Below are 23,146 nucleotides of genomic sequence, written 5' to 3'. Positions count from 1 at the left end.
GTTCGTTTTTTAAGGCGTTCATGAAATCGCTACGCTTAGTTTTTGGTTACTTTTTTATCAAGAAAAAAGTAGCAGCCTCCGCGGCAATTGAGCGGGAGGGTCATTAAGTTCTAAAATAAAACATCATTCGAAGCAACCCGCGTTAGAAACTTATAAGCTTCTTGATAATATTTTAACCATTTTTTCTCCTTTTTATCATTAATTTTTGTACAATTGACAGTTGTACCAAATCGCCTGAATTCTGCACCATGCCTAAGTATTATTTAACCCTCGATCTGAAAGACGACGCTGCCTTAATAGCGGAGTACGAAAAACATCATGAGTCTATTTGGCCTGAGATAAGGGAAAGTATTGTAAATTCAGGTATAACCGGTATGGAGATCTGCCGTTTTGATACCCGCCTGTTTATGATAATGGAAGTTAATGATACCTTTAGCTTTGAGCGCAAGGGCGAAATGGACGCGGGCAACGTCAAAGTGCAGGAGTGGGAAGACCTGATGTGGAAATACCAGCAACCGGTAAAAGGCGCACTGAAAGGGGAGAAATGGGTGCTGATGAATAAGATTTTTGAACTATAGAGAAAAGAGTCAGGAAATCAAGAGTTAAGAATCAAGATATTAAAGCAATTTACATTTTCTATCTTGACTCCTGATTCTTGACTTCTTAAATCCACTAACCAACTATACAATAAACCTATGCTTAAAAAACTAAAACTAATCTTCTTGCTGGCTTTAATAAGCGGCTCGCCGGTGTTTGCCCAAAAACAGAGCGGCACGGAAACTGATGCCCAAAAGCAAAAACGAATGGAATGGTGGACGGATAGCCGTTTCGGCATGTTCATCCACTTTGGCCTTTACTCGGGTGCCGCAAGGCACGAGTGGGTAAAACACAATGAGCATCTGAGCAATGAACAGTATCAGAAATATTTCGACCAGTTTAACCCCGATTATTTCGACCCAACAAAATGGGCTAAAGAGGCTAAAGCTGCCGGGATGAAATATATGGTGATGACAACCAAACACCATGAAGGCTTTTGTTTGTTCGATTCAAAATATACCGACTATAAATCTACCAATACCGGGGCAAAACGCGACCTGGTGCGCGAATATGTAAATGCTGTAAGGGCACAGGGATTGAAGGTTGGCTTCTATTATTCATTGCTGGACTGGCACCACCCGGATTATACAATGGACGACGCTCATCCCCTTGTGCAGGTGGATACCAGCCAGGCGAATTATGATCGTTTAAATAAAGGGCGTGATATGGCTAAATACAGGCAGTATATGCGCAACCAGCTTACCGAATTGTTAACCAATTATGGTAAAATTGATGTGCTGTGGCTGGATTGGTCGTGGGATAAAAAAGGGCAGCGGCGCGGGCGCGGAAAAGGCGCTAAAGATTGGGGATCGGTAGAGCTGTTGAAACTAGTAAGAAAATTGCAGCCAGGTATAATAGTAAATAACAGGCTCGACCTGAATGAATATAAAGACGGCGCCGATTTTGAAACACCTGAACAGGTAAGTACAGCCGAACTGGCAAAATATCATGGCAAAACCTGGGAAACCTGCCAAACCTTTAGCGGATCATGGGGTTACTACCGCGATGAAAATACATGGAAAACCCACCGCCAGTTATTGGACTTATTGATTACCTCAGTTAGCAATGGTGGTAACCTGATCTTGAATGTGGGCCCAACCGCCAGAGGCGAGTTTGATTACCGTGCAACCCGCGCATTAGATAGCCTGGCTACCTGGATGCATGCCAACAACCGTGCTATCTATAATTGTACTTTTGCACCCGATACCTATAAGGTACCTGAAAATGATAAGCTAACTTATAATGCAAAAACCAAACGTCTGTACGTACATTTGTATGATTACCCGGCAGGTGGAACAATAACTTTGCCGGGTTACGCGGGCAAAATTAAATATGCGGCGTTTTTAAACGATGCTTCGGAGCTGTTATACAAGCCATCGGCCACAAACCCTGATGATTTGATCTTAACGCTTCCTGCTAAAAAGCCGTTGTATGAGATCCCGGTAGTGGAACTTACCCTTAACTAATAATAATGTCGACAGAGAAACATAGCTATATCCGCATCCACCCGAAAGATAACGTATTGGTGGCTTTGCAAAACCTGCCACAAGGTGCAGAAATTAACTTTGAAGGCCAAACCTTTAAGTTAACGGATAAGGTTGATGCCAAGCATAAGTTCAGCATCAATGCGCTGCAACCCGGCGGGGAGATCTTTATGTACGGGGTACTGGTAGGCAAGGCAACGCAGCCAATCCTGCAAGGCGGGCCTATAAGCACACAAACTGTTCACCATGCATCAGGCGAATTCCATCTGGGCAAACGCAAGCTCGACTGGCATCAGCCTGATACCGCAAAGTATACAGGCAAAACTTTTAATGGCTACCACCGTGCAGATGGTTCTGTTGGTACAGGCAATTACTGGATTGTTGTGCCGATGGTTTTTTGTGAGAATCGTAACGTTGATGTGCTGAAAGAAGCCCTGGTTGATAAGCTTGGCTACAAAAAAGCAAAAAGCTATGAAGGGGATGTTGACCAGCTGATAGATCTATACCAGGCGGGTAAATCTGTTGAGGAGATTCTGAATGCAGATATAGAGGTTACTGCCGACAAAGCTAAATCAAACCGGTTCTTTAAAAATATCGACGGGATAAAATTCCTTACCCACGAAATGGGTTGCGGTTGCAATCGGAGCGATGCGCAAACCCTGTGCGGATTGATAGCCGGCTATGTTACCCATCCAAATGTGGCGGGTGCAACTATATTAAGTCTTGGCTGTCAGAACGCGCAGGTAAGTATTTTGCAGCAGGAAATAAAAGTACGCGATGCCAATTTCAGCAAACCGTTGGTGATACTGGAACAGCAAAAAGTAGGTACCGAAAGCGATCTGCTAAAGCAGGCATTGAAACAAACCTTTGCAGGATTAATGCAGGCTAATCAAACAGAACGTACACCTGCACCACTGTCAAAATTATGCATCGGGTTGGAGTGTGGTGGGTCTGATGGGTTTTCAGGCATTTCGGCAAATCCGGCATTAGGATACGTGTCTGATTTGCTGGTTACCATGGGCGGTTCGGTTATCCTGTCCGAATTCCCGGAGCTTTGCGGCGTTGAGCAGGAGCTAAGCGACCGTTGTGTGGATGAAGACAAAGCCAACTACTTTATGCAGCTGATGACCACCTACAACAAACGTGCAGAAGCGGATGGCTCGGGCTTTTATGCCAACCCTTCGCCCGGCAATATCAGGGATGGTTTGATAACGGATGCCATAAAATCTGCAGGAGCAGCAAAAAAAGGTGGGACTTCGCCTGTTGCCGATGTGTTGGACTATCCCGCAAAAGTATCCAAACCCGGTCTGAATTTATTATGCACCCCCGGCAGCGATGTGGAAAGCACCACAGCCGAAGTAGGGGCAGGGGCTAACATTGTATTATTTACAACCGGCCTGGGTACGCCAACAGGTAATCCTGTAACGCCTGTTATCAAACTCTCAACCAATACTGCTACCGCAACTAAAATGCCCGATATTATCGACATTAACTGCGGAACAATTATAGAAGGCGATGAAACCATCCAGCAAGCCGGCGAAAGAATATTGGATTATGTGATAAAAGTTGCCAGTGGCGAGCTTGAACCAAAATCGGTACAATTAGGCCAGGATGACTGGATCCCGTGGAAACGGGGGATTTCGTTGTAAGAATAAAAAGCGTAAAAGCTTGGTGCAGAGTTGACTCACCCGACGACGCTACGCTTGTCGACCTCTCTTCGCCTGCGGCGGAAAGAGGTAAGGAAAAGAAAAAATAAAAATTCTTCGGCCCTCTTTACCACTTGCGGAAGAGAGGGCTGGTCGAGCGAAGCAATGACCGGGTGAGTAAATATGCGAGCGATATTGACGCTAATGCCCGGAAGGGATCTTTAATAGATAAATAATCAACATGTTTAAACTAACCAACAAACAAGTAATAATAACCGGTGGCGGCAGCGGAATAGGTAAAGCAATGTCTGTACTGTTTGCAAAGCAGGGCGCAACCGTGCACATCATCGAACTGAATGAAGAAGCGGCAAATGATACCGTTACCGAAATCAAGGCCGTCGGTGGTAACGCCACGGTCCATAAATGTGATGTAAGCAGCCAACAGCAGGTTATAGCTGTATTTAATGCGATAGGAAAAATCGACATCTTAATAAACAATGCCGGCATTGCCCACATTGGGAAGGCCGACAATACCAGCGAAGCAGACTTCGACAGGATTTATAATGTGAATATAAAAGGCGTTTACAATTGTTTATTTGCTGCTTTGCCATTAATGAAGGCCAATAATGGGGGCATAATATTGAATACATCGTCTGTAGCTGCTCATGTAGGGATAACTGACAGGTTTGCTTACTCAACCAGCAAAGGCGCTATCCACGCCATGACCTTATCCGTAGCACGGGATTATATAGCCGACAACATCCGCTGTAACAGCATCTCACCGGCAAGGGTACATACCCCGTTTGTGGATGGCTTTATCGCTAAAAATTATGCCGGACAGGAAGCGGACATCTTCGAAAAACTTTCCAAATCGCAACCGATTGGCCGCATGGGCCAGCCTGAAGAAGTTGCTGCATTGGCTTTATACCTATGCTCGGACGAAGCCGGGTTTATAACAGGTACGGACTATCCGATTGATGGTGGCTTTATTACTTTGAACAATTAATATGAATTTCGGATATCGGATGTTCGATTTCGGAATTGAAAAAATTCGAAAATTGCCCGACGACCAGGAAAAAAACAAATCCAAAATCGAACATCCGATATCCGAAATAAAAGTGAAATCGAACATCCGAATTCCTAAATAAAATAAAGAACATGAAACTAATACGATTTGGCGAAGCCGGAAAAGAAAAGACCGGAGTGATCATTAACGATAAAAAATACGACACATCAGCCTTTGGCGAAGATTATGGCGAAGCATTTTTTGAAAACGATGGACTAACCCGCTTGGGTTATTTTTTAGAGGATAGCTTGCTGCCTGAAATTACGGAGGATGTACGTCTGGGCAGTCCGCTGGCAAGGCCTTCAAAAATAGTTTGCATTGGATTAAACTATGTTGACCATGCCAAAGAAACCAATGCTACCCCACCAACCGAGCCGGTAATATTTATGAAATCAACCACCGCGCTTGTTGGTCCGTTTGATAATATCATTATCCCCAAAAACTCTGTAAAAACGGATTGGGAAGTTGAGCTGGCCATTGTGATCGGCAAAAAGGCAAGCTACGTGAGCGAAGCCGATGCAATGGATTATGTGGCGGGTTACGTATTGCACAACGATGTATCTGAACGCGAGTTCCAGATAGAGCGCGGCGGTACCTGGGATAAAGGTAAAGGCTGCGATACTTTTGCGCCTATGGGCCCGTTTTTTGCAACAAAAGATGAAATAGCCGACCCGCACAACCTGCGCCTATGGTTAAAAGTTAACGGCACAACCATGCAGAATGGTACAACCGCAAACTTCATCTTTAACATTCCTCATTTGATATCATATACCAGCCAGTTCATGACCCTGTTGCCGGGTGACATCATCTCTACAGGTACACCTGCCGGAGTTGGCTTAGGCATGAAGCCGCCTGTTTACCTTAAAGCAGGGGATGTTATTGAATTGGGAATTGACGGGTTAGGAGAGGCAAAACAGGTTTTGGTTAATTACAAATAAAGTTTTATCATTCGATATTTACGGATTAGACGGGGTAGAAATGTACATTCCTATTCCCTCTAATTCTTATTTGTTTTTAGGGTATAAATCATTGATCCGTCTAATAATGCTATTGCCTGCAGCTATTACATTGTTATATCTTTCAAACAATTGGGCTCGCGGAATTAATGTTTTGCACAGGTTTTTACATTTAGGTTCCAGTATTATTTTTTCATAATTATTTGTGCCGTCATCATTCTCAATCACCTGGTCTATAAAAACGTCCAGTAATTTATTTCCTTTGTCAATATAGCTCAGTTCTGAAGTATGGATTCGGGCCAGGGTTTCCTGGTAATAGTCCAATATCTGATGAAGTAATTTTTTATCTTCAATATCTTCCAGTTTACCGCTGCTCTTAAACCCTTCGTACCTGCTGGTATTTGGCCGCAAAAAACTGTTACTGGATGCTTCATGGAAATATTTATTCAATGTATCGGGTATCGGGTTCGATGATGGTTTTAATTCGCTGAGATAAGTATATACTTTACTATAATGCTTATATGCTTCTATATTGTCGCGCGTATCCTGAATATCTCTTTGTATATCTTCCTTAATTCCAATCAAAAACTCTTTTACATCTTTTTGCTTTACGCTTTGTTCTTTTTGCCTTTCAAGGAATTGCGCAAGAGACACTGCAAAAACTATTATAAAAATTTCCAATGCCACCTCACCTATTTTTTTCTTCAGCGTAATTTTAGGGTCGTGCATCGTTTTTATAATTTTTAAAGTGTGCTTGCTGATCTCATTTTCCATTGTTATAGCTTGCTGAAGATTTATATTCAAATAAATTAAATAGAAACAATATATCCAAGTTTATTCAACTGCCTGGTTTGGATAAACAATCATTTAAACAGAATTAATGGCACTCCTGAAAGCGGCAATATATTTATCAATGTATTGCTGCTTTGTTTTTGTTTTGTACTGCATAATAAACCGGGGATGCTCCAAAGCAATTATGTTTTTAAAAAAACCTTTTTCATCATTTAACTTTTTTAGAAATTTTTCGTTTTTGCCGGTACCAAAGCAAAAGCAGGTATCGGTATAACAACCCAACTCTATTTGTTTTTGGATATTCTCCACCATAAAATCATACACGGCTGAAGTTAGCTCTTTGCTGTCGTAATAGTTATAATTTATTTCCTTTCCGTCTTTTGTTGTGGCCGTAAAACCCAGCGGACACATGGAATTAATATAAATGTGCTTATAAAACTCCTCAGCTCCGCCAAAAGCGGCAATCACCTCGTAAACAAATACCGATGATGGCTCGTGTGTTTCTTTACCTTCATAGTTTATATTACAAACAGCCTTTAATCGCTTCGAATCAGTAAAAGGGATCCCGGTTACACCTCCGCCAAACCTGCCGGGGTTAATACCCAGTATCAAATGCCGCTTATTATCGTCATTGTAATATTTGCCGTAAAATTGTTCTGTTAAGCTATTGGCTTGCGGGTTTTCCTTAAACGGGTTCATAATGTTGATCCCGTCAGGCAGCGTTCCTTTAAAATCAAGTTGCTTGTTAAATTGAATTACTTTTTCGGCGAAGGTCATGGTATGATGATAATATGATGGTTGGTAAAATTAAATGGATATATCCAATTTGTATCCAATCTTATCCAAAAAATAAACGAGAGTAAAAAATGCCATTTTTTACTCTCGTAATAATAACGAGGGCGTTTCTTACCTTCGACCTACCCCCAACAAAAAAGCCCCGGCAGATAAACATCTGCGCAGGGCTCTCACATTAAATCGTATTAATATTATTGTTGGATTGCTTTTCCGTCAAACGTTGCTGATTTCAGGATCTTTTCGGCAACCGCTACCGCTGCTGGTGATAGTGGAGCATAGTTCAGATCATTACAATATTTCTGGCCATCATGAATGTTCCACCAAAGCAATTTTACCACTTTTTCGGCACGGTCTTTAGTACGACCGTTATAGTTTTGCTCTTTGTAGATCATGGCCCAGGTAAACCCGCTGATAGGGTAACCGTCTTTAGCATCAGTATTGCTTAGTGAAACTTTTGCATCATCAGGGATAGTAATATTACCTGCTGCACTGGTTGACGCAACTGTTGGCGTAATATAATTGCCGCTTTTGTTTTTCAGATCGGCAAAGGTCATTTTATTCTGGATAGCGTATGAAAGCTCGATATAGCCTATTGCACCCGGAGTTTGTTTTATTAAACCGGCAACGCCTTCATTACCTTTGCCACCTAAACCAACAGGCCAGTTAATGGCTGATCCTTTTCCTGGTTTAGTGTTCCAGTCTGTACTTACTTTTGATAAATACGTGGTGAAAATATTGGTAGTTCCGCTGCCGTCACTTCTGTGGGCAATGAAAATTCCGGTTGATGGTAATTTAACGCCAGGGTTTATTTTTGCAATTGCTGCATCATCCCACTTGGTTATCTTTCCTAAAAATATATTAGCCAGCACTTCTGGATCTAATTTCAAAGCGCCTTTTAATTCAGGCAGGTTATAGCTGATAACAACAGCGCCTGAACACATCGGGATATGCAATACATCGGCACCCATTTTCTTAGCCTGGTCATCATTTAATGGCGCATCCGAATCGCCAAAGTCAATCGTTTTATTGGTAAGCTGTAAAATGCCACCGCCAGAACCAATAGACTGGTAATTTACTTTTATCCCGGCTACTTTATCATATTCAGAAAATAGTTTTGAAAAAAGAGGGTAAACAAAGGTGCTTCCTGCACCCAGCAATGTATTTGCATCAGTTGTTGAGGCGGTAGCTTCAGCAGGTTTTGCTGAGCTGTCGCTCCCTGATTTTGTATTATTGCCACCACAGCTAAATAAAGCCGATGTTGCCACCATTACTCCTAATAAGGCAAACTGGTTAATCTTCATCATTTTTAATTTCATAATAATAATTTAATATTGATTACAAAGAGAAGGTTTAATCTTATCTGTAATGTTACTTTAATGTTAAGTAATTGTAAAGTGGTTTTTTGTAGAATATGGTGTGTGCTTTTTTACGCAGAATTGTATCTCAATTCAGCTCAAAAGCACTTCAGGCAACGAAATATTTAAATACTAAAAATGCTTTTAAACTGATAAAACCTTATCAATTTGATAGCCTTTAACCCCTATAGAAATAAATAATAGGCGCTAAATTGTGCTTTTTTAATAATTTGGAAGTAATATTAAAGCGCTATGAAAATATTTGGCATTGATTTAGCTTTGTTATTATAATTAGCATTCCACCTAAAATTCAAGGCATGGGTAAATTCCTGAGTTTAGGCTATTTAAAGGTGTATTTGCTGTTTTATTTACTTAGTATAAATTATATGCTTATCGAACTACTTGAAATTGGCGCTTTACTTACAGTGCTTATTTTGCCTTTCTTTTTTCCGTATAAAAAGAAGGTTAAAGCTATCAAAATACCAAAAAATTACAACGACACATCCGAAGCCAATTACGCTATTAATGAGCATGGCTTTTTAGAAGAAGTTCAGCACGACAGATTAAAAAGTCATGCTAATTAGGTATTAATAACGCCTCTGCCAAATGCTGGTCAGAGGCGTTTTGTTTTAATATTCTATACTATCTACATAGAGTATGTAACTCCCATTGATGATGATGCCGGGAGGGTTATTACAGAGAATTTCTTAAAAAAGAAACATGTTCAGTTTTTATCAAAAAACTGAACATGTTATAAGATCTGTTCATTTCCATAAATTTCATGCTTAAAATAAAATTCCTTATTCTTGAATAAATCCATTTAATGTTATGAAGATACGTACCTATGCCGGTTATAATGAAATGTGCCGTGCCGCAGCCGAGATGATTGTAAACCAGGTAAAGCTTAAGCCCGATTCCTTGTTTTGTCTAACATCGGGCGATACACCTGCCGGCATCTATAAGCTGTTGGTGCAATATGCAAAAGAGGGAAGGGTTGATTTTAGCGAATGTTATTTTGTTGGATTGGATGAATGGGTAGGGATGGATAAAAACGATGCAGGCAGCTGCACAAATTTCTTGTATAAAACCTTTTTTACCCCTGCAAAAATAAAAGCTGCTAAAATGATGATTTTCGATGCCAAAGCGGCTGATCTGGATGCGTCATGCGCAGCAATGGATAATTTTATAAAAGAAAAAGGCCCGCTTGCAATTATGCTGGTTGGTGTGGGAATGAATGGTCACATCGGCCTTAACGAACCCGGTGTTGATTTTAATTTATACGCTCATCATTCCCCGCTCGACCCATTAACGGTTAGCATCGGGCAAAAATATTTCGCCCAAAAAACACAACTAACTGAAGGTATAACCCTTGGCCTCAAACATTTGCAGGAAGCTAAAATACCTATGCTGCTGGCATCGGGCACTAAAAAAGCTGATATAATAGCTATGGCCTTACAGGGCGAAGTAACAAATACGGTACCGGCCTCCATTTTTCAAACGCTGTCATCAGCCTATGTAATGCTGGATGAAGACGCGGCATCGGAGCTTGTTTATTAGTTTTGAACTATGATTAAAGGATTTTGTGATTCCTGATTGATTAATGCCGGCTAATTACCACCAAAAATGAATCCTTTCATCTTTAAATCCTTTAATCATAGTCAAAAAATCAATCATCCAAGTGTAAAACAATCCGCTTTACATCCAACAATTATCTCATAAGTGTGTTTCTATTTTAAATTAGCTGATCCACTAAAGAAATCACACAAAATGAAAACAGAAGAACTGATCAATACAGCCACCGCCCTTATGGCTGGCGACAAAGGTTTGCTGGCTATGGACGAGAGTACAGGCACCTGCAATAAACGTTTTGAAGAAGTAGGAATTCCCCAAACTGTTGAATATCGTCGTGCCTATCGCGAGCTTATAGTAACAACCCCTGATTTGGGCACTTGTTTAAGCGGCGCTATTTTGTACGATGAAACCATTTATCAATCTACAAAAAAAGGAGATTTGTTTATTGATGTTTTAAAAAAAGCAGGCATTATTCCGGGGATCAAAGTTGATGAAGGCACTGTTAATATGGCTAATTTTCCCGGTGAAAAGATCACCGAGGGTTTAGATGGTTTAAGGCAACGCCTTGAAAAATACTACGACCAGGGCGCTCGTTTTGCCAAGTGGCGCGCCGTTATAACTATTGGTGAAGAAACCCCCACAAAAGGAAGTATCGAAGCCAATATGCATGAACTTGCACGCTACGCCGCTCTTTGCCAGGAAAATGGTATTGTACCCATTGTTGAACCCGAGGTATTAATGGATGGCGACCATAGCATAAAAAAATGCCAGAAGGTTACCGAAAAAGTATTGAAAATGCTTTTTAAACAGCTTGAAAAGCAAAAAGTTGATCTGCGTGGCATCATCCTGAAACCAAACATGGTATTGCCCGGCTTAAAAAGCCCAAAGCAAGCAAGCATTGATAAAGTAGCAAAGGCTACCGTAAGCACATTGTTAAAATGTGTGCCGCCAACTGTACCCGGTATTGCCTTTTTATCTGGCGGACAACCGGCAGAATTGGCTACTGCCCATTTAAACGCCATGCATGTAAAATATAAGGGCAAACTTCCATGGGCGCTAACTTTCTCATTTGCCCGGGCTATTCAGCAGCCTGCCATGGAAACATGGAAAGGGTTGGATAAAAATGTAAAAGCTGCTCAAAAATTACTTTATGAAAGGGCCAGTTTGGACAATGCGGCACGCAGGGGTGAATACACGCCTGATATGGAACAAGCCAATAAGCCATTGATCCTTACTGAAAAGTAAACCGGAACTAAAACATGGAGCAGGAACAACTTTATCCCCTGAAATTTGAACCTATCTATCAATACCGCATTTGGGGCGGGCGGCGGCTTAATAGTTTATTAGAAAAGCCGCTCCCCAAAAATGAGCCAATTGGAGAAGCCTGGATTTTGAGTGACAGGGACGATCATCCAAGCAAAGTAACCAATGGCAGGCTAAAAGGGAAAACCATTAGTCAGCTATTTGAACAGGCTCCCAAAAAGTTAATGGGAAAGCTTGCGGGTAAATTTGACAGGTTCCCGCTGTTGTTAAAGTTTTTAGATTGTCAGCAGGTGCTATCGGTACAGGTACACCCATCTGATAAGCTGAAAAAATATATCCCGGAAGGCGAAAACGGAAAAACCGAAGCATGGGTAGTATTGGAAACCGGTAAGGATGCAACCATTTACGCGGGCTTAAAGACAGGTACTACCAAACAAAAAATAAAAGCCGACCTGGATAAACACAAGGTTGCTGATGACCTGGCCAGCTTTAAACCAAAAGTTGGCGACAGTGTGCTGATAGAAGCCGGAACGGTACATACCCTAGGCGATGTAGTGGTTTTTGAAGTACAGCAAAACAGCGACGTTACTTATCGCCTATATGATTGGGACCGTATCGACCAAAAAACCGGAAAACCCCGCGACTTACAGGTTAAAGAAGCCCTTGCCTGTATCAATTTTGATAAAACGAATATCGGGCCGGTTATAACCACCGTAAAAACCAATGAACCTGTACTGCGTGAAACAGTTATTGAAAACGAACATTTTAACCTGTGCAGGATAACCGGCGAATACCCTTTTATGGTAGGCAAGGAAGCAATGCCGCGGGTATTGGTATGCATTGAAGGCGAGGGAGAAGTGGAATACGGCAACGAGTTTTATCACCTAACCAAAGGCGAAGTAATGTTGTTACCTGCCATCAGTGGAGCCTGCCCCTTTGTACCAAAAGGAGAGGTGATATTACTTGAACTGGCTTTGCCGGAAGAGGCTGTTGGTCATTAGTCAGTGGTCATTTGTCATTAATGAAATTTCAATCAGTAGTTCTATTGTAAAAAATCAAGGATAATTTACCCTGTTGCAAACAATCATTCACCTTTTATCTTCCTATTTTATATTTATTTGATCAATGCGATAAGTACCAATGACAAATGACTAATGCCCAATGACCAATGACCAAAAGAAATGAAAAAACTAATTGTTTTTGACCTTGATGGTACGCTTGCAGAGAGCAAAGCCGCTATTGATAAGGATATGGCTGAGCGCCTTGCCGCACTGCTAACAGTTGCAAAAATGGCCATTATATCCGGTGGTGATTGGCCCCAGTTTCAGAAACAGGTGCTGGCTCATTTGCCCAAAGGGAAAAGGTTGCAAAACCTATCTATACTGCCAACCTGCGGCACTAAGTTTTATCAGTATAAATCGGGCTGGAAACTGCTTTACGCCGAAAATTTTACCGATACGCAAAAAAAGAAGATCATTGATTCGTTGAATAAGGCAGTTGAAGCATCAGGCTATAAAGCAACAAAAACCTGGGGCGAAACCATTGAAGACAGGGGCAGCCAGGTAACCTATTCGGCTTTGGGCCAGGCGGCGCCACTTGATGAAAAGAAAAAGTATGATCCCGATTTTAAAAAGCGTGATACAATAAAGAAACACCTTGATAAGCTGATCCCGGAGTTTGCCGTAAACCTTGGTGGTGCAACTTCCGTGGATGTTACCAAAAAAGGGATCGACAAAAAATATGGTATTCATAAGCTGCGCGATGTGTTGAACATTGAAATAAAAGATATGATATTTATTGGCGATGCTATATTTCCGGGTGGTAATGATTATCCTGCTAAACAAGCGGGCGCTTTTTCCATCCGCGTTAGCGACCCAAACGAAACAAAACGTGTGGTTGAGGGTATTATAGGCTGCCTGGATGATGGGCGCTTTAAAAAAGGATTTTAACATCCTGCAAAACTTATGGCAGAGGTAAAAAAAGAGGGTGTAATAATAAGACAATCTGAGCTGGATTTTGAAAATGAAGGGGTTCTTAATCCCGCTGTAATCAAAGAGGGTGATATAGTTCATCTTTTTTACCGGGCGGTTCATAAAGGCAATTACTCCACCATAGGCTATTGCCGGCTTGACGGGCCTTTAAATGTTACTGAACGGGATACTGCTCCATTTTTATCGCCAAAATTTGATTACGAAAAGCACGGGATGGAAGACCCGCGGATAGTAAAAATAGATGACACCTATTATCTTACATATATTGCTTTCGACGGGGATAATGCATTAGGGGCATTGGCTACCTCAACAAATTTACAGCATTTTGAAAGGCAGGGAATAGTTGTCCCCCAAATAAGTTATAACGATTTTGACAGGCTTACTAAACATAAGCCCGCATTAAATGAAAAGTACCTGCGCTATAATCGTGATGCAAATATTTTGGCTGATAAGGATCTTGTTTTCTTTCCGCGCAGGATAAATGGGAAACTAACCTTTTTGCACCGCATTAAGCCCGATATCCAAATTGTATCCATTGAAAGCTTAACGGAGCTTAATAACATATTTTGGGAAGATTATTTTAGTCATTTCGATCAGCATATTATGCTGGCTCCCAAATACCCGCACGAGGTAAGTTATGTTGGTGCCGGTTGCCCGCCGATAGAAACAGAACATGGCTGGCTGCTGATCTATCATGGCGTTAAAGATATGGTTAAAGGGTATGAGTATTCCTGCTGTGCGGCATTGCTTGACCTGGACGATCCGAAGAAAGAGATCGCCCGCCTTTCATACCCATTATTCAAACCTGAACTGGACTATGAGCTGGCGGGCGATGTGGATGATGTTTGTTTCCCTACAGGAACCGCTTTGTTTGGCGATAAGCTGTACATTTATTATGGTGCAGCTGATGAGCTAATAGCCTGCGCCAGTGTAAGCTTAGCTGAATTAGTTAATGAATTAATAAGCATAGGTAAGGCTGTATAAATAGGTGGAAAGCTGATTGTTTACATTTTTTTACTGCTCACCGCCAACTGTTAACTGCCTGCTATCTATTGCCCACTGCAAACTGCTCACTGCCCACTCATCTAATTCTATACCAGCACTGCCCCGCCATCAATAGTGATGTTTTGTCCGGTGCCAAACTGCTGCTTCATCAGGTATAGGAAGGCCAGCGCAACATCCTCGGCTTCGCCAACGCGTTTTAATAATAAGGCATCAGCTTGTGATTTGTACAAGCCTTCACGGTCCGCATCACTCAAAGCCCCCCACAAATTAGTTTTAATAACGCCCGGTACAACAGCGTTTACACGAATAGGCGCCAGCTCAACTGCCATGGCCCTTACAAAACCTTCCATAGCCCCGCAAATACTTGACGCTATTGACCAGCCAGCCCCCGGCCTTGCACTGGCGGTGCCGCTGATTAATGAAATTGCCCCGCCTGCATTAATATGGGGTGCGCCATACTTAACTGCTGTAAAGGCACCCCAGTAACGCACGTTGAAAAAGGTACGGGCCTCATCAATATTAGTTTCGCCAATCAAATTTAAAGTTAAGTTTTCGCCTGCGGTATAAACCAAATGATCAAAGCTGCCTACCCGCTCAAAAAATGCTTTTATCTTTTCCTCTTTGCTCAGGTCAACGGCAAAACCAGTGCTGCCATGAGGCAATTCTTTTAAAGCATTATCAATCCGCTGTTGATTGCCCGATACAATTACCACATTGGCGCCTTCAGCACTTGCTGCCTTAGCAGTAGCCAGGCCCAGGCCTGAGCTGCCACCTAATATTATTACCCTTTTTCCTTGTAATGTTTGATTGAATTTTATTGAAGTTTCCATTGTCTTATTTATTTTGATAAGACAAAGTTGCTGTGTTTAAGATGGAGTACACTTACCATTTGGTAAATTCGTCTATCTGCCACAACTGCATTGGTCCATGCAACTAACTGTCGGGACCTTATTTATTAAATGAGGGTATATACAATTCCTTTATCAAATTGATATGATGCTGCTCATGCCCGGCTATGTGATAGGCAAGCGCCCTTACACTTGCGTTATTAAAGGTGCCTGTGCCTTTTCCAATTCGCATAAAAGCATCTTCGGGCAAACCGTTAAACAAGGCAATTGTCGATTTGCGTACAGCTTCATACTCATCAAAAATATTATCCAGGTTGCGCTCATCTGCTTTTGAATAGAGGGTATATGCATCCTGGTCAAAGCCAATCAGGTTCATTTGCTCATTACGGGCAAAGCGAAGTGCGCGGTAAGCAAATATGCGTTCATCATCAATAATATGTACCAGTGTTTCCTTAATGCTCCATTTACCTTCGGCATAACGGTGATACAGCATCTTTTCCGGCATACTGTAAACGAGCTCTTTTGCTGTAATGAAGTTATCCCACAAATGCTGTAAAACCATTCCGTCACCAGGTATTAGCTTTATGTACATTATGGTATAAGGTGGGTATTCGCCTTCAAGCGGTTTGGGTATTATTCGCATATTATTGATCTTTTTTGCTGATACAAATGTAGTACTGCCAACTCAAAACTGCCAACTACTTTTCCTTATACTGTTTCCCCCATTTTATCATTTCATCAACAAGGGGGGTAAGGCTATGGCTGTGCGGGGTAAGCTTATATTCTATTGATACAGGATAGGTATCATGCACTATACGTACTATCAGCTTGTTCCCTTCCAAATCCTTCAACTCTTTTGATAATACCCTGGTGGTTATATTGGGAATATTACGCTGCAGGTCCCTAAAGCGTGAAATGCCTGAATACATGGACAATAAAATTGGCAGTTTCCATTTGCCATTAACCACTGATAAGGTATTTTGAATATAACTGATCTTGTCTGCAATTTTACTAATATCCTGCTTCATTTTAATGTGTTTTGATATTTGGTATTAAATGTATATCAAATAAATATATATTCCAATTAACAATTCATTTTTATTTATCATTATTAATTCCATAAATTTATAGGTACAAAACCTTAACACATTACAATATGGACAATAAAGCCTTGCCGGCTCAACCTGACGCTCTTTCTTTGCAGGTAATCTGCATAAAACCATTTGAAAACATCGCGCTTGCTTTTTCGGGCGGCGGTTTCCGGGCAGCTTCGTTTGCGCTGGGTGTACTGTCGTATTTAAACAATATAAAGTTTGATGGCGCTGATGATCCGCTTAGCGGCGCCTCATTATTGCAGCAGGTAACTTATATGTCGTCAGCATCAGGTGGCACCATAGCTACAGCACTGTATGCGTTGTATGATGCCGAAGGTAAAACATTCGGGCAGTTTTATGTTAAATTGTATGAAACCCTGCTTGGTGAACAGATCCTGAAAAACGCGCTCGAAATACTATCAGATAAACGCAGGTGGAGGAACCGGCCTGATAAAAGCCGCAATGTTATTAATGCCTTTGCTATGGCTTATGACGAATATATTTTTGAGGGGAATACCCTAAAAGCACTGGGCAAAAGCGGCCCAAACAAGCACCTGCAGGAAGTTTGTTTTAATACTACTGAATTTTATACCGGCCAGTCGTTCAGGCAGGAAAGGAAAATGACTTATGATGGCATGCCCGACAAGTACTTCAGGTTCGGAAACGAGGCGATATTCCTTGAACCTTCTGTTGCGGATGAGCTGAAGCTTAGCGACCTGCTGGCAGCATCGTCCTGTTTTCCGGCAGGATTTGAACCCATTATTTTCCCAAATGATTTTACACACCAGGGGCTAACTGAGCTGACCCTTAAAAAAGCGCTCACCATGCGGCCGCAAACCGGCGATAAGCAGGAGACCAAATTTATTGACCAAAAACGGGTTGGCTTTATGGATGGCGGCATAACTGATAACCAGGGACTGCAAAGTATGATGTATGCCGACAAAAGAAGGATAAAGTGCGAAACAAACTTTAAGCCATTTAACCTGATGCTGGTTAACGATGTCGGCAGCCATTTTATAAAGCCTTACGTTATGCCTGCAGCACCAAATAAGGGAGGGCTAAGCCTGAGCGGATTAAATTTAATTATTATAGCCTGCTTTATAGCTGCTATTGCGATGACCGTAGCAGGTGTTTGGATCCATTGCATCCCTTTAACTATTATAGGTAGTATACTTATACCCCTGCCTTTACTTTTTATGATAGGTGTTTTATGGATCCGGAAAAAGATCTTTAACGTTACCGAATCTGGCACCCCTTCGGGTTTATTGAAAAGCTTTACCGAGCGGATTGTTTTATTGCTGTTAAAATATTTAACAAAAACACCGCTCCCTGTGCTTAAACAAATGCTGTTGGCCAGGGCCGATTCTGTACTAATGCTGAATTTGAGCGTTTTTTTAAAGCGGATAAGGCAATTGCTTTATAACACCTTTTACAACTCGTCTGAATGGAAGAACCGTGGTAAAGGCAATCACATTTATGATCTTTCATTTTCAAACGATATAAACCGGAACCGTAACCCTGAGCCCGGACCTTATCCGCCCAGCCGCAATATACAGATAGTGGCCCAGGTGGCCTTTAACATGGGCACAACTTTATGGTTTGATAAAACCGACAGTCTGCAGCAACATGACCAGGCCTGTATTATTGCCTGTGGGCAATTTACCACCTGCTATAATCTGCTTGAATATATTACGAAGCTTTTGAAAAATCCGGCAGCGTATGATGCCGCTTACCAAAACAGGCTGCTAAAGTTACAAGAGCAATTAATAATTGATTACACCCATTTTAAAGCCGATCCGTTTTTTATGTATAACGATTCCGGCAGGGATTACAAAATTGAAAACTTTAAACCATTAAGTATAAAGGATATTCCGTTCCCAACTAATTGGGAGTAGGGGGATCAAACAAAGACTTACGAAGTTTTAAAAACTTCGTAAGTCTGACGGGGTTACTCTTCCCCCAAAATCCTAAACACCATCCCATCCATATCTTCACTGATCCTTAACTGGCAGGCCAGGCGGCTATCATGTGCAGCATCGGGCAGGGTATCCAGCAGGTCAAGTTCCTGGTCTGATGGGTGGAAGTATTTTTCGGGGCCTTCAACAACCTGCACATGGCAGGTGGCGCAAAGTGCCATGCCGCCACAGGTGGCCAGTATGTGATGATCGGTGGCCTTTAAAACCTCCATCAAACTCAAACTTATATCTTCAGGTATTTCAACAGGCCGGCGACTGCCATTCCTGTCTTCAATAGTTAAATTGATCATGTTATATTTAAAGTAATCACCGCCATTAAAATGACAGCATTCAAAAACCTTTTACCTTGCGCCCTTCAACCTTCACCTTCTTCAAAACGCACTCACTCCATACACCGTAGTATACTTAAAGCTTAATTTCTGATCGGGATAAACCTGTTTAAAGGCGCTTTGAGCCATCAGTGCAGCTTCGTGGAAACCGCAAAGGATCAGCTTTAGTTTACCGGGATATATGTTAATATCGCCTATGGCATAAACTCCTTTTACATTAGTACTGTAGTCAAGCGTATCAACCATAATAGCTGACTTGTCTACATTTAGCCCCCATTCGGCAATTGGGCCAAGCTTTGGGGTAAGGCCAAACAGCGGGATCAAATTGTCAGCTGCAATAACAGACGTTTGATTCTCCCTGTCAACAATCTCCACTTCCTGCAAATGCCCGTTTCCGTTTATAGCTTTTATGTGTGCCTGTAATACCAGGTTGATGCGCCCCTCTTTAGCCAGCTCAAAAACCTTTTCAGCACTATCAGGTGCGCCACGGAAAGTATCACCGCGATGGATCAGGGTTACTTCTTCGGCAATATCAGCCAAAAATATGGTCCAGTCCAGGGCAGAGTCACCACCTCCAGCCAGCACCACTTTGCGCCCGCGGAAAGCTTCCGGATTTTTTATCATGTAGGCAACGCCTTTACCTTCAAATTCTTCAAGGTGATCAATAGCTGGTTTACGCGGTTCAAAGCAACCAAGGCCACCTGCTATCACTACAACCTTACTGTGCACTTCGGTGCCATCGCTTGTGGTGGTGATGAATGAGCCGTCTTCCAGTTGCTGTAATTCATTAACGCGTTCTCCAAGGGAGAAAGTGGGTTTAAAAGGCTCTATCTGTTCCATTAAGCCATCAACCAATTGCTGGGCATTAACAGTAGGGAAGCCGGGAATATCGTAGATTGGTTTTTGCGGATAGATCTCGGAAAGCTGGCCGCCAACCTGCGGCAAAACATCAATTAAATGGCAGCGCATTTTTAACAGACCCGCTTCAAAAACGGCAAATAAACCAACGGGGCCAGCGCCTATAATGCAAATATCAGTAGTTATTAGTTCCATAAAAGTACCATTGAAATAATAACTAAAGGTCGTGGTTATTATAACCTAATACCAATGATAAATAGTAATTGCTAATTACTTTAAGTTATAGCTGGCAAGGCAGAATCTTTTAAAAAGTTCTATCAGTTTTGAATTTTTACCATGCAGCTGGATGAACTGAAATGTACGGAAGATCTCAAGTCCTTTAATTTCGATGATGCTTAGCTCGTTATATTTTAATTCGCTTACAACAGATTGAATAGACAGGAATGTGGCAGTTTCCGAATACAACAGGTATTGTTTTATGGCGATACTGCTCTCCAGCTGAATTTCAATGTGCAGGTCTTTCGGGTTAATCCCGGCACTGCTCAGTGCATTAAAAATAACATCTAATGTTCCTGAGCCGGCCTCGCGTAAGATCAGCGGGATATTTAATAACTGTTTGGGCGAGATCTCGGCCTTTTTCGATAACTGATTATTGGCGCGGGTTACCAAAACTATCTCATCCTTGGCAAATGGCGAATAGGCGATCTGCGGATAATGAGCTGCGCCTTCAACTATGGCAATGTCTATCTTCTCAGCCAAAACCAATTGGGTTATAACATCGGTATTGCCCTGTATAAAGGTGAAGTTTACGGCAGGGTAAGTTTTCTTAAACAGTGCCAGGATCTTGGGCAAAATAGTTTGCGCAACCGTAGTACTGGCGCCAATATGAACGGTACCGGCTTCCATATTATTCAGCTGGGCCAGCTCAGTTTCAAGCTCGGTATAGGTTTGAAAGATCTTTTCGGCATATTGCAGCATTATCTTCCCGGCGGTGGTTAAAACAATGCTGTTACCATTGCGCCTGAACAGCTGCACATTTAACTGATGTTCAAGTTCCTTAATATGTTTGGTAACGGCAGGCTGGGTAATAAACAACTCGGCCGCGGCTTTGGTAAAGCTTAGCCTTTGTGCAACCGTATAAAATACTTTTAGCCGAAAATCGAAGATCATTATTGACGAAGCGTCCGGTGTATTAGGGCGCCTCCGCTAAGATAAGAAATTATAGCCTGATCCGTAGAGACGCGATGCTTCGCGTCTTCTGCAACATCCGGATTTATGCGTTTCAATTATATTTGTTCAGCAGGGTGGTTAAAGACGCGAAGCATCGCGTCTCTACGATGATTTCTTTGCTGTTGCCACAATCACAATCCCGCCAATTATCAATAACCCACCCAGGTATGGTGGCCAGTTAACTGTTTTTTGCTTATCAACAGAAATTTGAAGCGGACCGGCATCAACAACCTTTTCTTTTTTGGTATAGGTAAAGCTTGTCCATATCAGCATAGCAGCTCCTGCAATAATCAGCACAATCCCAATAGTTCTGTTCATAGTTATAGTTGTTTATAACACAATATGAAATACCCGAAATTGTTTGAACCCCGGATTATATTAAATAGCTATTTGAACTGAAGACAAAACCAATGACTACTGACCACTGACCAACTTCATTTACCCAGCAAATTTTTAGGTACTATCCTCAATACCGAGATCACAATCCTGAAGCCATCGGGATCTGCAAACGTTATCCCGTTGTTTTTCCAATAAGGATTTTTAGGATGTACAGGTCTTACCCGGTTGGCAATAAACTTTTGTTTGATGATGTTAAATTCCTCAACAGATTCGGCATAAAATACCAGCAGGTCGTCGTTATCAGGGTAGTGAGCAGGGGTAATGCCCGATGTGGTAAACTCCAGGTGCCAGTCGGCTCCCGGGATCCCCAAAAATACACCGTTATAGCTATGATGGTCCTTAAATTCACCTAAAACTTTTAACCCTAAAACCCTACCGTAAAAATCAATAATACGGTTTAAATCTTTGGTATGCCTGGCAGTTCTGAACTTCATAGATATTAATTATCAAAGCTAAACATATCTTATTAGAAAAAGAATCAGGTTAAAAGAATCAGGATTTCAAGAGTCAGGAATCAAGATAAAAAGGATTCTATACATATTGTTTTTTCTATGGCTACAAAATCTCCGGCTTCAATTCTTGATTCTTGATATCTTGATTCTTGTCTCTTCTTATCACATTCCTTAAAGGAGTACTTTATAATTATTTAAGTTTAATAGGTTAAGGTTTGTTTCCGTATATTGACAGCAAACGTAGTACCACCCAATATTTTGGATAATAATTATAGTACACAACCTGCCTTAGTTGAATTGCTTTTGCGCCGCGATCCAAAGGGTTGTGAGCATTTATGTGAAAGTTACTCGGCTATGCTTTACGGCTATATTATCCGCATAGTTAAGGATGCAAAAGCGGCTGAGCAATTGCTCGAAAAAACTTTTAAAAGGATTTGTAAAAATATTGATCAGTATAAGTTCAGTCAGCTCACATTCTTAACCTGGGCCCTGCAGCTTGCCCGTTCTGAAAGTATTAATTACCTTAATGTTAATAAATTAAAAACCGTACCGGGAAATAATTCGTTTAATAATACAAAAAACGATACAGGGGCAATAAATGAAATTGCCATATTTGATATGATCCACCAGGGATATAAAATTTATGAAGTGGCCGAAATATTGAATATGCCTGTTGACGAAGTGAAAATTAATATCCGTAAAGCGATGAAACAAAAAACAGATCTTAATTAATGGATATCCGGCAATATATAGAAAGCGGTGTTTTGGAAGAATACTGCCTGGGCCATCTGAATGAGGCAGACCAGGCGTATTTAATTCAAATGACCATGCTTTATCCTGAAATTAAGGCGGAGCTTACTGCCGTTGAGCTAGCATTTGAGAACCTTGCAGCATTGGCTGCTGCCGAACCTGCCAGCCATATTAAACATAAGATACTTGCTTCACTTGGTTTTGCTGGAGAATTGAATATTCATGAGCTACCGGTTATCAGCCATTCAGCAAATCCGGAACCATGGTTAAAGGCTTTTGCACATTTAATACCTGATGAGCCAACTGAAGATTTTACAATGAACGTTATAAGGCAGGATAAAATAGTACAGCAAATGCTTGTTACCAGCTGCAATAACGTTCCGGAAGAAGAGCATGGCGACTTTTTCGAAAGCCTCTTTGTTTTAAAGGGCCGTTGTGAATGTACCATAGGCAATGAGCTTTTTGCCCTGGGCGCCGGCGACTTTATTGAGATTCCCCTTCACATTAAGCACGATATTAAACTGGTAACCCCTTTTGTTACCGCTATTTTGCAATACAGGTTTGTTTAGGTAAGCTTAAAGCAGAAAGCGCAAAGCAAGAAACACAAGAAGATAGTATAAATAAGTTCTTCTTAGCTTTCCGCTTTAGTCTTTTAGCTTTCAGCTATTTTCCAATCCACATATTTTTA

At 41.6% G+C, this 23,146-nt stretch carries 25 protein-coding genes; 14 read left to right on the top strand and 11 right to left on the bottom strand.

What is annotated here, in order from left to right:
• Positions 1-248 precede the first annotated feature (248 nt).
• The 5 genes from BUE31_RS09280 to BUE31_RS09260 all read left to right on the top strand — a co-directional run bounded on the left by BUE31_RS09280 (position 249) and on the right by BUE31_RS09260 (position 5,731).
• Positions 249-578, top strand: a complete 330-nt coding sequence (locus BUE31_RS09280) for an L-rhamnose mutarotase (RefSeq protein WP_073402652.1) — start codon at positions 249-251, stop codon at positions 576-578.
• 117 nt (positions 579-695) lie between these two features.
• The gene (locus BUE31_RS09275; protein ID WP_073402650.1) at positions 696-2,063 is read left to right on the top strand and encodes an alpha-L-fucosidase; all 1,368 of its coding nucleotides are present in this window, start codon (positions 696-698) and stop codon (positions 2,061-2,063) included.
• A gap of 5 nt (positions 2,064-2,068) precedes the next feature.
• Positions 2,069-3,730, top strand: coding sequence for a UxaA family hydrolase (locus tag BUE31_RS09270; RefSeq protein ID WP_073402648.1), 1,662 nt, complete (start codon positions 2,069-2,071; stop codon positions 3,728-3,730).
• A 238-nt stretch (positions 3,731-3,968) separates the two neighbouring features.
• Positions 3,969-4,733 (top strand): SDR family NAD(P)-dependent oxidoreductase, encoded by a 765-nt coding sequence (locus BUE31_RS09265; protein WP_073402646.1) that lies wholly within the window; start codon positions 3,969-3,971, stop codon positions 4,731-4,733.
• A 152-nt stretch (positions 4,734-4,885) separates the two neighbouring features.
• The gene (locus BUE31_RS09260) at positions 4,886-5,731 is read left to right on the top strand and encodes a fumarylacetoacetate hydrolase family protein (RefSeq protein WP_073402644.1); all 846 of its coding nucleotides are present in this window, start codon (positions 4,886-4,888) and stop codon (positions 5,729-5,731) included.
• 66 nt (positions 5,732-5,797) lie between these two features.
• Here BUE31_RS09260 and BUE31_RS09255 read toward each other — a convergent pair whose 3' ends face one another.
• The 3 genes from BUE31_RS09255 to pstS all read right to left on the bottom strand — a co-directional run bounded on the left by BUE31_RS09255 (position 5,798) and on the right by pstS (position 8,640).
• Positions 5,798-6,523 (bottom strand): hypothetical protein, encoded by a 726-nt coding sequence (locus BUE31_RS09255; protein WP_073402642.1) that lies wholly within the window; start codon positions 6,521-6,523, stop codon positions 5,798-5,800.
• Positions 6,524-6,616: 93 nt separating this feature from the next.
• On the bottom strand, positions 6,617-7,318 hold the full coding sequence (locus BUE31_RS09250) for a uracil-DNA glycosylase family protein (RefSeq protein ID WP_073402640.1): 702 nt from the start codon (positions 7,316-7,318) through the stop codon (positions 6,617-6,619).
• A 209-nt stretch (positions 7,319-7,527) separates the two neighbouring features.
• On the bottom strand, positions 7,528-8,640 hold the full coding sequence (pstS, locus tag BUE31_RS09245; RefSeq protein WP_234997780.1) for a phosphate ABC transporter substrate-binding protein PstS: 1,113 nt from the start codon (positions 8,638-8,640) through the stop codon (positions 7,528-7,530).
• 368 nt (positions 8,641-9,008) lie between these two features.
• Here pstS and BUE31_RS09240 point away from each other — a divergent pair, with 368 nt between their 5' ends.
• From BUE31_RS09240 to BUE31_RS09215, 6 genes are all read left to right on the top strand, one after another.
• Positions 9,009-9,275: a hypothetical protein gene (locus tag BUE31_RS09240; RefSeq protein WP_073402638.1), complete on the top strand. Its 267-nt coding sequence runs from the start codon at positions 9,009-9,011 to the stop codon at positions 9,273-9,275.
• 244 nt (positions 9,276-9,519) lie between these two features.
• On the top strand, positions 9,520-10,248 hold the full coding sequence (locus tag BUE31_RS09235; RefSeq protein ID WP_073402636.1) for a glucosamine-6-phosphate deaminase: 729 nt from the start codon (positions 9,520-9,522) through the stop codon (positions 10,246-10,248).
• Positions 10,249-10,458: 210 nt separating this feature from the next.
• Positions 10,459-11,508, top strand: coding sequence for a class I fructose-bisphosphate aldolase (locus tag BUE31_RS09230; RefSeq protein WP_073402634.1), 1,050 nt, complete (start codon positions 10,459-10,461; stop codon positions 11,506-11,508).
• Between the two features lie 14 nt (positions 11,509-11,522).
• On the top strand, positions 11,523-12,527 hold the full coding sequence (locus BUE31_RS09225) for a type I phosphomannose isomerase catalytic subunit (protein ID WP_073402632.1): 1,005 nt from the start codon (positions 11,523-11,525) through the stop codon (positions 12,525-12,527).
• Between the two features lie 180 nt (positions 12,528-12,707).
• Positions 12,708-13,475 (top strand): HAD-IIB family hydrolase, encoded by a 768-nt coding sequence (locus BUE31_RS09220; RefSeq protein ID WP_073402630.1) that lies wholly within the window; start codon positions 12,708-12,710, stop codon positions 13,473-13,475.
• Between the two features lie 15 nt (positions 13,476-13,490).
• Positions 13,491-14,501 carry a glycoside hydrolase family 130 protein gene (locus BUE31_RS09215; protein ID WP_073402628.1) on the top strand — a complete coding sequence of 337 codons (1,011 nt, stop codon included), beginning with the start codon at positions 13,491-13,493 and terminating at the stop codon, positions 14,499-14,501.
• Between the two features lie 107 nt (positions 14,502-14,608).
• Here BUE31_RS09215 and BUE31_RS09210 read toward each other — a convergent pair whose 3' ends face one another.
• The 3 genes from BUE31_RS09210 to BUE31_RS09200 form a co-directional block, all read right to left on the bottom strand.
• Positions 14,609-15,352: an SDR family oxidoreductase gene (locus tag BUE31_RS09210; RefSeq protein ID WP_073402626.1), complete on the bottom strand. Its 744-nt coding sequence runs from the start codon at positions 15,350-15,352 to the stop codon at positions 14,609-14,611.
• A gap of 118 nt (positions 15,353-15,470) precedes the next feature.
• On the bottom strand, positions 15,471-16,013 hold the full coding sequence (locus tag BUE31_RS09205; protein ID WP_073402624.1) for a DinB family protein: 543 nt from the start codon (positions 16,011-16,013) through the stop codon (positions 15,471-15,473).
• Between the two features lie 55 nt (positions 16,014-16,068).
• On the bottom strand, positions 16,069-16,398 hold the full coding sequence (locus BUE31_RS09200) for a winged helix-turn-helix transcriptional regulator (protein WP_073402622.1): 330 nt from the start codon (positions 16,396-16,398) through the stop codon (positions 16,069-16,071).
• Positions 16,399-16,526: 128 nt separating this feature from the next.
• Here BUE31_RS09200 and BUE31_RS09195 point away from each other — a divergent pair, with 128 nt between their 5' ends.
• Positions 16,527-18,359, top strand: coding sequence for a patatin-like phospholipase family protein (locus BUE31_RS09195; protein WP_073402620.1), 1,833 nt, complete (start codon positions 16,527-16,529; stop codon positions 18,357-18,359).
• A gap of 53 nt (positions 18,360-18,412) precedes the next feature.
• Here BUE31_RS09195 and BUE31_RS09190 read toward each other — a convergent pair whose 3' ends face one another.
• The 5 genes from BUE31_RS09190 to BUE31_RS09170 all read right to left on the bottom strand — a co-directional run bounded on the left by BUE31_RS09190 (position 18,413) and on the right by BUE31_RS09170 (position 21,690).
• Positions 18,413-18,730, bottom strand: a complete 318-nt coding sequence (locus tag BUE31_RS09190) for a 2Fe-2S iron-sulfur cluster-binding protein (RefSeq protein ID WP_073402618.1) — start codon at positions 18,728-18,730, stop codon at positions 18,413-18,415.
• An 81-nt stretch (positions 18,731-18,811) separates the two neighbouring features.
• Complete coding sequence (locus tag BUE31_RS09185; RefSeq protein ID WP_073402616.1) at positions 18,812-19,822, bottom strand: NAD(P)/FAD-dependent oxidoreductase; 1,011 nt, start codon at positions 19,820-19,822, stop codon at positions 18,812-18,814.
• A gap of 75 nt (positions 19,823-19,897) precedes the next feature.
• Positions 19,898-20,797 carry a LysR substrate-binding domain-containing protein gene (locus BUE31_RS09180; protein ID WP_234997779.1) on the bottom strand — a complete coding sequence of 300 codons (900 nt, stop codon included), beginning with the start codon at positions 20,795-20,797 and terminating at the stop codon, positions 19,898-19,900.
• Positions 20,798-20,959: 162 nt separating this feature from the next.
• Complete coding sequence (locus BUE31_RS09175) at positions 20,960-21,175, bottom strand: hypothetical protein (protein ID WP_073402613.1); 216 nt, start codon at positions 21,173-21,175, stop codon at positions 20,960-20,962.
• A gap of 116 nt (positions 21,176-21,291) precedes the next feature.
• A complete protein-coding gene (locus BUE31_RS09170; RefSeq protein ID WP_073402611.1) occupies positions 21,292-21,690 on the bottom strand; it encodes a VOC family protein in 399 nt (132 codons plus the stop codon).
• 246 nt (positions 21,691-21,936) lie between these two features.
• Here BUE31_RS09170 and BUE31_RS09165 point away from each other — a divergent pair, with 246 nt between their 5' ends.
• Positions 21,937-22,440: an RNA polymerase sigma factor gene (locus BUE31_RS09165; protein ID WP_073402610.1), complete on the top strand. Its 504-nt coding sequence runs from the start codon at positions 21,937-21,939 to the stop codon at positions 22,438-22,440.
• Positions 22,440-23,027, top strand: coding sequence for a cupin domain-containing protein (locus tag BUE31_RS09160; protein ID WP_073402608.1), 588 nt, complete (start codon positions 22,440-22,442; stop codon positions 23,025-23,027). The genes BUE31_RS09165 and BUE31_RS09160 overlap by 1 nt, the downstream gene beginning before the upstream one ends.
• The last annotated feature ends 119 nt before the right edge of the window (positions 23,028-23,146 follow it).

This window comes from Mucilaginibacter sp. OK098 (assembly GCF_900142915.1).
GTDB lineage: Bacteria > Bacteroidota > Bacteroidia > Sphingobacteriales > Sphingobacteriaceae > Mucilaginibacter.
This window is presented reverse-complemented; position numbering and strand designations above follow the sequence as displayed.